The sequence below is a fragment of the Nocardia sp. FBN12 genome (assembly GCF_050320175.1).
Classification (GTDB): domain Bacteria; phylum Actinomycetota; class Actinomycetes; order Mycobacteriales; family Mycobacteriaceae; genus Nocardia.
Map to the genome: position 1 here is coordinate 3,710,388 of NZ_CP190048.1, position 11,596 is coordinate 3,721,983.

Below are 11,596 nucleotides of genomic sequence, written 5' to 3' on the forward strand. Positions count from 1 at the left end.
GTCGGCCGCTACCATCCGGGTCGCGCAGAGCCGGCCCGGGCGGTTCGCGGTATTGGTCCTGGTCCAGTCCGCCGGATTCGCCCCCATCAATGCCGCGACATCATGCCGCGACCAGGACCCTGGCTCGGCTCAGCTCGCGATCACCGTCGAAGCGAAGGCCGCGCAGTCCGGCCAAGGCCGGTATCGCCGCGGTGGCCGCGCGTGCGGGTACGGACGAAATACCCAGGTTCTCACAGCTGAGCGAAGCGGCGATCGGTACGATCCGTCATTCGGGTCCCGAGGAGCTCCCGACGAATCGCGTTGTGGAATGCGCCAACCTAACGCTGATCTCTGGCGGCGCGGTGCTGTCCGCCGGCGGGCGCGCCTGGCATCGCAGATTCCGCGCCGGCCATGGCCACAGCGCCGAACGGCTCAGGTCAATCCTCGACGTAGGCCTGGGCGAAGTTGGCGGAGGCCGTCTGCTCGGCCGCAGTGAACCAACCGTAGATTTCCTCGGTGCTGTGCGTGGCCAGGCCCGCGGCCGCCTTCTCGATCCGGTCGAGTGCGGCGTTCGCGTTGGATCGAACCGCGGCTAGATCCTGACCGACAAGGCGACCGTTGTGCTTGCGGATCACGCCGTCGACCATGACGGTGTCCACGTCTGCTGCGGTGGACTGCAGCACCACCGAGCCGGCCGGGTAGCTCGACCGCACCAGGTCCATCCGCGGTTTGACGACGATCACGTCGGCCTTCTTACCGGCGGTGATCGAACCGACAGCGTCACCGAGCCCCAGCGCGGCGGCGCCGTTGCGCGTTGCCCAGCTGAGTGCATCATGGACACCGAGTTGCACTGTTGCGGGCACAGTCCCGATCGCATGGGTGACGGCGTGGTCGAGCGCTCGCTGGAACTGCAGACCCAGACGCATCTGAGAAAACAGGTCGCCCGAGCCGACGCACACGATGTCTGTGCTGATCGCCGGGGCCAGACCGTGATCGAGTGCCGCCCGGAACGGCGGATGTCCCATGCCCATCTGCATCTCGGTCTCGGGCGCGATGGTGACCTTCGCACCGGTGTCGGCGAGTAGCCTCCATTCCCCATCGTCGAGGGCTGGACAGTGGATGTGCAGGTGCCCGGGCAGAAGCAGTCCATGGTGATGAAGTTCGTGCAGCCCCCTCAGCAGGATCGAGTTCGTCGCGGCACCGGTGTGTGAGGCGCCGAGGATTCCCAGCTCGCGGACCTTTCGGATCTCCGCTGCGGTTTCGGCGAACGCGACGGTGCCGAAATCGCTGTACAGCATCCCCATTCGGGACAGACTGTCATCCGAAGCGAAGTACTCCGACCGCAGCCGCTCCGCTTCGCCGAGGCGGTGCTCATGAGATTCGAAGACAGGCGGCCGGTAGTCGTACTGCTGCATGCCATACGCATAGACCGAGCGGATTCCGACGGCGCGCAATGCCTCGATGTCCGCGCGCGCGTGATCCGGACTGTTCACACAGTCGTGGCAATCCATGATCGTCGTTACCCCGGCGTCGAGGGCTTCGAGCGCGCCGACCGTCGAAGCCGCAGCCGCATCCTCCGGTCGGACGATCGAGCCGATCCCGTAGAAGGTCGAGGCCAGGAACTCGAGCAGGGACTGGTCCGCTGAGATCCCTCGCAGCAATGCCATCCACGTGTGCCGATGGCTGTCGATCATTCCGGGCAGGATGTAGCCACCCTCGGTATCAATGACCTCAGCGTCGATACCAGTGAACTCGTCGGCGGACCGCACGACGGCCGTGATCCGGTCACCCTCGATGAGAACAGCTCCGTCCGGGAGGTCGCCGTACTCGTCGTCCATGCTGATGACAGTTCCGCCCGTGATGACAGTTCTTCTCATGCTCATCCGTACATCGTCGTCACGTGACGAGGGTCATGCCAATGCTTGTTCGTTCCGGACTCATGCCCCAACGGACATGGCTTCACAGCGAACTCGCCGATTTCACCTATCGCAGCGCTCGGCTTACCGATACGCTCGGCTCGTGGACATGCCCAAACTGCTGGACGGGCGGCTGAAGCTGCGACACCTCGTCCTCGTCGACGCCCTGACCAGGCAGGGTAGCGTGGTCGGCGCTGCGGCCGCACTACACGTGACCCAGCCTGTCGCGACCCGCAGCCTGCACGACCTGGAGACGATCCTCGGTGTCTCGCTGTACAAGCGGGGCGCACGCGGTATCACCCCCACCATTTTCGGCGAGGCATTCACCACGCATGCCCGGGCCGTGATGGCACAGCTGAGTCAGGCGGGTCGGCATGTCATGGAGTTAGCCGATGCCGACCGCGGCACGGTAGCGGTCGGCACACACCTTGCGGGCTCCAACGTGCTGCTCCCGGTCGCGATTGCCCGACTCAAAGCCCAGCGCCCCTTGCTCACCGTGATCGTGCGAGAAGGAACTCCCGAGACGTTGCTCGTCGAACTCGAGGCTGGGCGCGTCGATCTCATCGTCGGCCGACTCACGGCGGCGACCGACGAAATTTTGACGCGCAAGACCCTATATCAGGAATCCATCGAACTCGTCACACGCTCGGACCATCCGCTGTCCGATCGCGTTGATCTCACGCTCGAAGACCTACGTGGGTTTCCTTGGATCCTGCCCGGCACCGAGACTTCGCTGCGGCGCGAGCTCGAGGAGTATTTCGTACGCAATGCAATGGCGTTGCCGGACAATCGTGTCGAGGCAACTTCCTTCCTCACCGTGCGGCGACTGCTCCTGGAAACAGACATGATCGCGGCGCTCCCAAGTCTCATTGCCAGGGACGACAACAGACTGACGCCCCTTCCTGTTTCGCTGGAGCCCATCGGACACAGCGTCGGCCTCACACTCTCCGCCAGCCGAACCCTGAGCCCATCAACAGCAGCCCTCGTCGACAACCTGAGGATAATCGCGGGCGAGATGGCACCTACCTGCAGCTGAGCGGCAATGGTCGATCAAAAATTACCCCTAGCCTATGCACTGGGGGCATTGATCAAGGATCAATAGGCATTTGTCCGGCATGGCTCCCAAGCGTGATGCTTAGTGCAACAAGGAGTGAGACCTCCGACACACTGCACGGCCACCGAACAGGAGCACGCCATGACCGAACAAGTTCTCGACGGCATCAGGGATCTTCTGCCAGCATTGCGCGAACGCGCGCAGGAATCCGAGGACAACCGCATGGTTCCGGACGAATCCATCAAGCAAATCCGCGAGACCGGTTTCTTCCGGATGCTCCAGCCTGCCCGCTACGGTGGATCCGAATCCGGCCTCGTGCCCTTCTACTCCGCCGTCAAGCTGATCGCGAGCGCCTGTGGATCCACCGGCTGGGTCGCCTCGGTCCTCGGCGCCCACAACTGGCACCTCGCAACATTTTCGGAGCAGGCACAGGATGACATGTGGGCAGACGATCCCGATGTCCTGATGTCGTCGGCGTACGCCCCGATGGGCAGGGCGACCGCCACCGAGGGCGGATATCGGCTCAGTGGTAAGTGGAGCTTCTCCTCGGGCTCCGCCTATGCCGGCGGCGCTATTCTCAGCGCCCTCATTCTCGGTGAAGACGGCAAGCCCGTCGACAATCTGGCCATGCTGGTGCCGGCCGAGGACTACACCATTGAGGACGTGTGGCACACCGTCGGACTTCGCGGCACCGGCAGCAACAACATCATCGTGGATGATGCCTTCGTGCCGGAGCATCGGGTCCTGAGCTTCGCAGATTCCTTCCGTTGCGAGTGCCCCGGTCAGGCAGTCAACACCAATCCCCTGTATCGCGTTCCACTGTTTTCACTGATGAGCACGACGATCACCACACCCATTGTCGGCATGGCAGTCGGCGCTTACGACGCCCACGTCGCACACCAGAAGGAACGGGTCCGCGTCTACGGTGGTGCACGGTCCAAGGATGATCCATTCGCCAAAGTCAGGGTGGCCCAGGCCGCCAGCGAAATCGACGCCGCCTGGCTTCAGCTGACCACGAACATCACCGATATCGAGGCCGCCGCACGGTCCGGCGAGGTCCCGATGCCCTTGCGCACCAAGGTGCGCCGCGACCAGGTCCGAGCATCAGAACGCGCCATCTACGCCATCGACCGGCTCTTCGAGAACTCCGGCGCCTCAGCCATCTCCACCGGCGCACCGATCCAGCGCTTCTGGCGGGACGCGCATACGGGCCGAGTACATGCCGTCAACGACCCGGAGGCCGCGCTGAAGATGTTTGGCGACGAAGAGTTCGGCGCGACGATCGACGGCGGGATGCTGTGAGCGTCATGATCGCCGCGACCGTCACCGAGGCCACCCCGACACCTGCAGCGAACACCGTGGATCCGACACACTTCCGCCGAGTTCTCGGCAACTTCTGCACCGGCGTTGCGGTCATCGCGACAGTCGAAAACGGAGAACCGGTCGGCTTCGCATGCCAGTCGTTCTCCGCGCTGTCGCTCGACCCGCCGCTGGTCCTGTTCTGCCCAGCAAAGAGTTCACGCGCGTGGGCCGCCATAGAACGTGTCGGGCACTTCACAGTCAATCTGCTCGCAGCCGATCAGCATGAGGTGAGCACCGTCTTCGGCCGGCGCGGCGAGGACAAGTTCGCCAAGACTCGATGGACCCCCTCACCCGGCGGCGCACCTGTACTGGATAACGTTCTCGCCTGGATCGACTGCGAGGTCGGCGACGTCCTCGATGGCGGCGATCACCACATAGTCACCGGCCGCGTCACCACCCTGTCGGCGGGCGGCCCAACCGCTCCCCTGCTGTTCTACCGCGGCGCCTACGCCGCCATCGACGAGACCACCCCGGCAACGATTGCCATCGATCAGCTAGCGTGCCGACCCGACGACTGGTTCTAGCATTTCCCAATCCGATTGCGCACCGGCACGGCCGAGCCCGTGGGACCCGAGCGAATCCGCTCGAGGCATCCACAGGCTCGGCCGTGCTCGTCGTCGGGAGGCGCTCAGCCGACCCGTCTGGTAGCAGTACCCCCACCGGAACCAGCGCTTGCGCGAGGCCCTGATCTACCGCGAGGCTCGACCTATTCGGGCGAACGACACGCCTTGGCTCGGGCAGCTCGACTGTTCAGCCAGAACGCTTGCCAGCGCGACGAATTCGGCCGTTCGGATGCGCCCCGAAGCCGGTCGTCGATGTCCGTGTGGTCGTCGAAGCCATCGATTGCTCGTGGAGCCCATCCTCGCAGTGGCTGATGTTGGAACCACAATGACTCCATAGCGTTCCACCGAGTCTGGGCAGCACCCACGGCCGCGGCCTGAAAGAGGCCGCGGCCTACGAGCCGACTCCGCCCGAGCCCGCATCAGCCGCAACTACAGATCAGACGGCGCCTGCACGCGAGCCATCAATACCAGCTCGCTGTACGCCGCACCGATCAGACCGCGAGTTCCCCTGCACCACTGTCACGTTCGGCCATCATCGTCAGCGCGATATCGACGATCATGTCCTCTTGCCCGCCAACCAGACGTCGCTTACCGGCCTCCATCAGCAGAGATCGTACGTCGACGCCATAGCGCTCGGATGCGGTCTCGGCATGGCGGAGGAAACTGGAATACACACCGGCGTAGCCGAGAGTGAGCGTTTCCCGATCCACGCGCACCGGGCGGTCCTGCAATGGACGGACGATGTCGTCGGCGGCGTCCTGCAGAGCGAACAGGTCACAGCCGTGGTCCCACCCGTAGAGTTCGGCGACTGCGATGAATGCCTCGAGCGGGCAGTTGCCTGCGCCGGCACCGTGCCCTGCTAGTGAGGCGTCCACTCGGGTGACGCCGTTCTCGACGGCGACGACGGAATTGGCAACCGACAGCGACAGGTTCTCATGGGCGTGGATGCCGATCTCGGTGCCGGGATCGAGCACGTCGCGGTACGCGCGCACCCGTTCGGCCACACCGGTCAGTGTCAGACGCCCACCGGAATCGGTGACGTAAACACAGTGCGCGCCATACGATTCCATCAACATCGCTTGCCTGGCGAGCTCGTCCGCGGGTGCCATATGGCTCATCATCAGGAAGCCCGAGACGTCCATCCCGATCTCACGGGCGGTGGCGATGTGCTGGGCCGAGACGTCGGCTTCGGTGCAGTGAGTCGCCACCCGCACCGAGCGCACACCGAGGTCGTATGCGCGTCGCAGGTCATGGACCGTACCCACACCGGGCAGGAGAAGCGTAGTCAGGCGTGCACGGTCGATCGACTCGGCGGCGGCCTCGATCCACTCCCAGTCAGTATTCGATCCCGGCCCGTAGTTCAGCGATCCCCCGGCCAAGCCGTCACCGTGGGCCACCTCGATGGCGTCGACCCCGGCAGCATCCAGCGCAGCAACGATGCGGCGTACCTCGCTGGGCCGGATCCGGTGGCGCACGGCGTGCATGCCGTCGCGCAAGGTGACGTCCTGGACGAAAACGGTGGTGCTCATCGCGCGAGTTCCTTCCGCTGGGCGATCCGTTCCGCGATCTGCAAGCCCGCGGAGGTCATGATGTCGAGATTGCCCGCGTACGCGGGCAGATAATGGGCAGCGCCCTCAACTGCGAGGAACACCGACACTTGATGGGTGGGGTGGCGACCATCGGCGAACAACGTGTGCACCGGCTGGTCTGCCGGTATCTCGGTGATCTGCACCTGCTGTTCGAGCCGGTAACCCGGAACGTAGGCGGCAACGTCGGCCACCATTTCCCGGATCGACTGCCGGATCTGTTCGTGCACAACGGGATCTGGCGCATCGACGAGGCAGAAGACGGTATCGCGCATCACCAGCGGCGGCTCGGCCGGATTCAGTACTATGATCGCCTTCCCCCGCCGTGCGCCACCAACCGACACAATCGCGGCGGAGGTGGTCTCGGTGAATTCGTCGATGTTGGCCCGGGTTCCCGGGCCGGCAGACTTCGACGCGATCGAGGCGACTATCTCGGCGTAGGCCACATGAGCAACGCGGGAGACCGCCGCCACGATCGGGATCGTCGCCTGGCCGCCGCAGGTCACCATGTTCACGTTCGGAGCGTCCACGTGATCGTCGGCGTTGACCGCGGGCACAACGTACGGCCCGATTGCCGCCGGCGTCAGGTCGATCATCCGTTTCCCGAACGGCCGCAGTCGTGCCTCATTGGCGAGGTGCGCCTTGGCCGAGGTGGCATCGAAGACGATCTCTATCTCGTCGAATCCTGGCATCGCAACCAAACCTTCGACGCCTTCGGCAGTGATCGGGATGCCGAAGCGGGCAGCACGTGCTAGCCCATCCGACGCCGAATCTATGCCGACCATCGCGCCCATTTCGAGGTGAGCCGAGGTGCGAAGCACCTTGATCATCAGGTCGGTGCCGATATTTCCCGAGCCGATAACCGCGACTTTGATCTTGCTCATGCTCCGGCTCCCAGGCGCACGGTCACGGTACGGTGACCGGACAGTGTCGGGCCGGGCTCGACCGAATGTAACTGGGCCACCGCCCGCAGTTGCACCTGGACCGCGTCGGCAGTGCGGCCTGCGGTCGCGGAGGTCGTTGGGTTTTTTGAGACGTTCATGGCACCCACTCTCCGTGCCGCAATTCGACGCCACCACCGTTTCGTCTCGCTGAGCGATACTGTGACACCATGACCGCTGGCGCCGATGTCGGCACCGTCCTGGGCAAGGCGGTAACGATCCTGCGCGCATTTCGCACCGATGACCAGGCGCTCCCGCTGGCTGAACTGGTCCGGCGGACCGGCCTGCACAAAGCAACCGTCCACCGGCTCGCCGGGGACCTGGTCACGAATCGCCTTCTCGATCGGAGCGATGAGGGGTACCGACTGAGCGGCGGCCTGTTCGAACTCGGCATGCGCGCGTCAGTGGAACGCAGCATGCTCGAGATTGCGATGCCGTTCATCCAGGACCTCTACGAACGTACCCACGAAACGGTCCATCTCGGCGTACGAGACGGCCACGACGTGGTGTATCTCGCCAAGATAGGCGGACACAAACAGACCAGCGCTCCATCGCGCACCGGCGGCCGGCTCCCCCTGTACTGCACGGCCATCGGCAAAGCCCTGCTCGCCGACGCCGATCCCGCGCTGCGCCGGGCGGTGCTGTCGGAGCCACTCACCCGACGAACGCCGCATACAGTCGTGGCGCCCGGAATACTGCGCCGTCAACTCCAGCAGGTCAGCAAGACCGGCTACGCATTCGAGCACGAGGAATCCGCAATCGGCCTTGTCTGCGTGGCCGCGCCCATCTTCGGCAGCGACAACACGCCGGTCGCCGCCATCAGCATCGCCGGCCCGAGCACCCGATTCCGGCCCGACGCACATATCCACGCCGTACGCGCCGCGGCCGCTGGCATTGCCCGCACCCTGACCCGTCGTGACATCCTGCGGGATGTGAAACGACCGTCATGACCGGCCCCACGGGTCTCGCCCCAACCATCAGCTCACCTTTGGCCTGCGGTCCACGACGACCTCCCACGCAGCCTACTGGATCATCTCGGTGTTGCTGGACGTGGCCTTCTCGCCGCCGCAGCACGATAGCGTTCATCTCACTTCGCGGCGACAGACACAATCAGCGCTAGCTCCGGTAAGAGCTACTTATCCGCGTGGGCAAGAGCTCGGCCACGGTTCACCCGTGCGAGAGCCGCTACCGCGTAGGCGATGGCGTGAGCGATGTCCTCGGCGACCAGCGGTTCCGCCGCGGCGCGGATCTCGGCGGCGTGCCGACGCTCGACGGGGGTTCCGACAGCAGATCCAGATAGCGATCGACGACATCAACGCAGCAAATGTGACCGACCCAACGGAATATGTTGAGACACACCACATTTCGACACTTAGTTGCGTCGAGTCGCGGCAGTTTGTTGGCCGAAGTTGCCCCGCGTCAACGCATCGAGCGGAGCGGGCAGTTGATAGCGATTATGACGGGCGCCACACATCCGCGTGCCTGTCGAGCGTGCTCGGTACCCCTACGCATCAGCGTTCAAGCCCAACACCCGAACGCTATTGCACGTATTGCACGGCCGAGCCCAAAAGGGGCCTGACCTGCACTTTGTGGTGGTCCCAGCTGGTTTCGAACCAGCGACCTTCCGCGTGTGAGGCGGACGCTCTCCCACTGAGCTATGGGACCGAACACTTCGCCGGGCGGTTTTGAGCCGCTCGAACGAGATGGAACATTAGCACGGGGGGCCGGGATGACACCAAATCGCCTTGTGAAGCGGGGTTTCGGGGTTGGGCCTGGCAGTCGATGCCCGCGCTTGCGCGCGTGTGTGCGTGAGCGCGCGATCGACGTTCCGCTCCGAAGACCCTGGCATCATATAGATGCGCATATCTATGTTTCATGATGTGAGTGGGTGGCGTCGGTGGGCTGCGGATCGGTCCGGTGGGCGTGGGTGACACGGGTGTAATTCATATTTAGGCCTGTTTACCAGGCGATTTGTAGTCTGCGTCGAACGTCGGCTAATGTTCTCATCGCACCGCAGAGAGCAGCAGAGCCGCTAGGCCGAGCCGCTCCCCTAAGTGTGAAGTAAATGCGGATGTGGCGCAGTGGTAGCGCATCACCTTGCCAAGGTGAGGGTCGCGAGTTCGAATCTCGTCATCCGCTCGAGAGGTAGGTAAGGCACTAGCCCCATCCTCCTTTGTACGGTGGAGTGGCCGAGTGGTGAGGCAACGGCCTGCAAAGCCGTGCACACGGGTTCGATTCCCGTCTCCACCTCGCGCGATTAGCTCAGCGGGAGAGCGCTTCCCTGACACGGAAGAGGTCACTGGTTCAATCCCAGTATCGCGCACCACCGTACCAAGTCAGGCCCCCTTTCGAGGGGGCCTGACTTGTTTGCGTTGCGGTCAGTTCGGCGGGTGTTGATCGGCGTGCATGATCGCCGTGAACGTCATCCGGTCGCCGCGATACAGGGATCGACGTTGTTCGATGGGGATGTTGTTCTGGTCGTAGGAGACGCGGTTCAGCAGGAACATCGGGGTTCGGGTGTCCACCGACAGCAGGGCCGATTCGCGGGCATCGGGGAGCGCGGTCTCGATCGTGTCGACGGTGCGCTCGAAGGTGATTCCGCGGCTGCGGATTTCGGCGTACAGCGAATCGCGGTAGTCGAAGGTATCGGCCAGACCGGGGTAACGGTCGGCGGGGAGTTTGGTGGTCTCGAGGCCGACCCGCACACCGTCGGTGGTCAGCACGCGCTCGAGCTGGATGATCGGCGCACCGGTCTCGATGGCCAAGGTCGCGGCCAGTGTTTCGTCGGCGGCCAGGTCCAGCCAGCCGACCAGAATGCGCCCCGCGGTCAGGCCCTGCGACTTGACGGCTTCGGTGTAGGAGCCCATCGCGAGGGGCTGACGGATCTTGGGCCGCGCGACGATCGTGGTGCGGCCGCGGCGTTCGACCCGGCCCGCGAGCAGGAGTTCGCGCAGCGCCTGGCGCACCGTTTCGCGAGCGACATCGTAGGTCTCGGCGATCTCACGCTCGGCGGGAAACGGGTCACCTACCTGCATGTCATCGAGCATTCGATCCAGCTGCGCGCGGACGACTTGATGTTTGAGCACTCGGGGTTCAGCGGGTGCGGTCATTGCACGAGCGTATCAAATCTTGGTCTAGACCAAGAAAGTCGATTGCTGTTTACCTGCTGCTTCCCCGGCATGCACGTCTTGGTATAGACCAAGGATCACCGTCATGGGCATGAAGATTCGCATGCGCCGCCCCGCCTTGATCGCCGCGGCGTTCGCCGCAACACTCTTACTCGCCCTCGCAGGCTGTTCGGGATCCGATTCCGGCGCGGTGACCGCGCAGGGATTCCCCGAAACCCTGACTCTGGCAGCTATCCCGGCAGAGAACTCGACTGACCTCAAAGCCAGCTACGAACCGCTGATCAAGATACTCGAGAAGGAGACCGGCTCGAAGGTCGAGTTCGTCCAGGCGTCCGACTACGCGGGTGTGGTCGAGGGCATGATCGCCGGCAACGTCGACCTCGCCTTCTTCGGCCCGTTCGCCTATGTCGTTGCCGGTGTCAACGGTGCCGACATCACGCCGGTGGGCGCGGTCATCAAGAACAAGGGCGCCACACCCGGCTACCAGTCCTACGGGCTGGCGCGCTCGGACGCGAGTTCGATCACGGGGCTGAAGGACTTCGCGGGTAAGAAGGTGTGCTTTGTCGATCCCAGTTCGACCTCGGGATTCCTGTATCCGACCGCCGGTCTGATCGAGGCCGGGGTCATCAAATCCGGTGCGGAGGCCGACATCTCGGCCGGGATGTCCCCGATCTACGCCGGCGGACACGATTCCTCGGCGCTGGCCATCGCCCACGGTGACTGCGACGCCGGCTTCGCCTTCGACACCATGGTCGACAAGACCATGATCGACAAGGGCGATCTGAAGGCAGGCGAACTCAAGACGGTGTGGAAGTCCGAGATGATCGCGGGGTCGGTGTTCGCGGCCAACAACGCGCTGGGCACCGCGGCCGTCGAAACGCTCGCGGCGCTGTTCACCGAGAAGGTCAACGTCGAGAATCTGGAGCGCGAAGGGTACTGCGCCGGCGATGCCTGCCGCATCACCGACGAGCGCGCGTGGGGTTTCGTCCCCGTCACCGACACCGACTACAGCGGCGTCCGCAAGGTCTGCACGGTCACCGGCTCCGAGAAGTGCAAGGGCTGAGCAG

Annotated in this window: 9 protein-coding genes and 4 tRNA genes; 8 read left to right on the plus strand and 5 right to left on the minus strand. The window is 64.2% G+C overall.

Annotated features, from left to right (window positions below):
- Nucleotides 1-416 precede the first annotated feature (416 nt).
- Nucleotides 417-1,856: an amidohydrolase family protein gene (locus tag ACQHI0_RS17840; RefSeq protein WP_427903016.1), complete on the minus strand. Its 1,440-nt coding sequence runs from the start codon at nt 1,854-1,856 to the stop codon at nt 417-419.
- A 142-nt stretch (nt 1,857-1,998) separates the two neighbouring features.
- Here ACQHI0_RS17840 and ACQHI0_RS17845 point away from each other — a divergent pair, with 142 nt between their 5' ends.
- The 3 genes from ACQHI0_RS17845 to hsaB all read left to right on the plus strand — a co-directional run bounded on the left by ACQHI0_RS17845 (nt 1,999) and on the right by hsaB (nt 4,835).
- The gene (locus tag ACQHI0_RS17845) at nt 1,999-2,931 is read left to right on the plus strand and encodes a LysR substrate-binding domain-containing protein (RefSeq protein ID WP_427903017.1); all 933 of its coding nucleotides are present in this window, start codon (nt 1,999-2,001) and stop codon (nt 2,929-2,931) included.
- Nucleotides 2,932-3,090: 159 nt separating this feature from the next.
- Nucleotides 3,091-4,251, plus strand: a complete 1,161-nt coding sequence (hsaA, locus tag ACQHI0_RS17850; RefSeq protein ID WP_427903018.1) for a 3-hydroxy-9,10-secoandrosta-1,3,5(10)-triene-9,17-dione monooxygenase oxygenase subunit — start codon at nt 3,091-3,093, stop codon at nt 4,249-4,251.
- 5 nt (nt 4,252-4,256) lie between these two features.
- The gene (gene hsaB / locus ACQHI0_RS17855) at nt 4,257-4,835 is read left to right on the plus strand and encodes a 3-hydroxy-9,10-secoandrosta-1,3,5(10)-triene-9,17-dione monooxygenase reductase subunit (RefSeq protein WP_427903019.1); all 579 of its coding nucleotides are present in this window, start codon (nt 4,257-4,259) and stop codon (nt 4,833-4,835) included.
- Nucleotides 4,836-5,365: 530 nt separating this feature from the next.
- Here the strand turns inward: hsaB and dmpG are convergent.
- Complete coding sequence (gene dmpG, locus ACQHI0_RS17860; protein WP_427903020.1) at nt 5,366-6,403, minus strand: 4-hydroxy-2-oxovalerate aldolase; 1,038 nt, start codon at nt 6,401-6,403, stop codon at nt 5,366-5,368.
- The gene (locus ACQHI0_RS17865; RefSeq protein WP_427909196.1) at nt 6,400-7,344 is read right to left on the minus strand and encodes an acetaldehyde dehydrogenase (acetylating); all 945 of its coding nucleotides are present in this window, start codon (nt 7,342-7,344) and stop codon (nt 6,400-6,402) included. Before ACQHI0_RS17865 ends, dmpG begins: the two co-directional genes overlap by 4 nt.
- Before the next feature lie 227 nt (nt 7,345-7,571).
- Here ACQHI0_RS17865 and ACQHI0_RS17870 point away from each other — a divergent pair, with 227 nt between their 5' ends.
- Entirely contained in the window at nt 7,572-8,351 is a 780-nt protein-coding gene (locus ACQHI0_RS17870) for an IclR family transcriptional regulator (RefSeq protein ID WP_427903021.1), read from the plus strand.
- Nucleotides 8,352-8,991: 640 nt separating this feature from the next.
- Here the strand turns inward: ACQHI0_RS17870 and ACQHI0_RS17875 are convergent.
- A tRNA-Val gene (locus ACQHI0_RS17875) sits at nt 8,992-9,066 on the minus strand.
- 402 nt (nt 9,067-9,468) lie between these two features.
- Here ACQHI0_RS17875 and ACQHI0_RS17880 point away from each other — a divergent pair.
- The 3 genes from ACQHI0_RS17880 to ACQHI0_RS17890 all read left to right on the plus strand — a co-directional run bounded on the left by ACQHI0_RS17880 (nt 9,469) and on the right by ACQHI0_RS17890 (nt 9,727).
- A tRNA-Gly gene (locus ACQHI0_RS17880) sits at nt 9,469-9,540 on the plus strand.
- Nucleotides 9,541-9,580: 40 nt separating this feature from the next.
- Nucleotides 9,581-9,651, plus strand: a tRNA-Cys gene (locus tag ACQHI0_RS17885).
- A 1-nt stretch (nt 9,652) separates the two neighbouring features.
- Nucleotides 9,653-9,727, plus strand: a tRNA-Val gene (locus tag ACQHI0_RS17890).
- 52 nt (nt 9,728-9,779) lie between these two features.
- On the opposite strand, the gene ACQHI0_RS17895 is transcribed toward ACQHI0_RS17890, so the two are convergent.
- Entirely contained in the window at nt 9,780-10,511 is a 732-nt protein-coding gene (locus ACQHI0_RS17895) for a GntR family transcriptional regulator (protein ID WP_427903022.1), read from the minus strand.
- A 109-nt stretch (nt 10,512-10,620) separates the two neighbouring features.
- Between ACQHI0_RS17895 and ACQHI0_RS17900 the strand changes: the two genes are divergently transcribed.
- Entirely contained in the window at nt 10,621-11,592 is a 972-nt protein-coding gene (locus ACQHI0_RS17900; RefSeq protein WP_427909197.1) for a phosphate/phosphite/phosphonate ABC transporter substrate-binding protein, read from the plus strand.
- Nucleotides 11,593-11,596: the final 4 nt, after the last annotated feature.

What these genes read in the sequence shown, in the direction of transcription:
- ACQHI0_RS17840 (WP_427903016.1), bottom strand. Translation starts at nt 1,856, where the DNA reads ATGAGAAGAACTGTCATCACGGGCGGAACTGTCATCAGCATGGACGAC.
- hsaA (WP_427903018.1), top strand. Translation starts at nt 3,091, where the DNA reads ATGACCGAACAAGTTCTCGACGGCATCAGGGATCTTCTGCCAGCATTG.
- hsaB (WP_427903019.1), top strand. Translation starts at nt 4,257, where the DNA reads ATGATCGCCGCGACCGTCACCGAGGCCACCCCGACACCTGCAGCGAAC.
- dmpG (WP_427903020.1), bottom strand. Translation starts at nt 6,403, where the DNA reads ATGAGCACCACCGTTTTCGTCCAGGACGTCACCTTGCGCGACGGCATG.
- ACQHI0_RS17865 (WP_427909196.1), bottom strand. Translation starts at nt 7,344, where the DNA reads ATGAGCAAGATCAAAGTCGCGGTTATCGGCTCGGGAAATATCGGCACC.
- ACQHI0_RS17870 (WP_427903021.1), top strand. Translation starts at nt 7,572, where the DNA reads ATGACCGCTGGCGCCGATGTCGGCACCGTCCTGGGCAAGGCGGTAACG.
- ACQHI0_RS17895 (WP_427903022.1), bottom strand. Translation starts at nt 10,511, where the DNA reads ATGACCGCACCCGCTGAACCCCGAGTGCTCAAACATCAAGTCGTCCGC.
- ACQHI0_RS17900 (WP_427909197.1), top strand. Translation starts at nt 10,621, where the DNA reads ATGAAGATTCGCATGCGCCGCCCCGCCTTGATCGCCGCGGCGTTCGCC.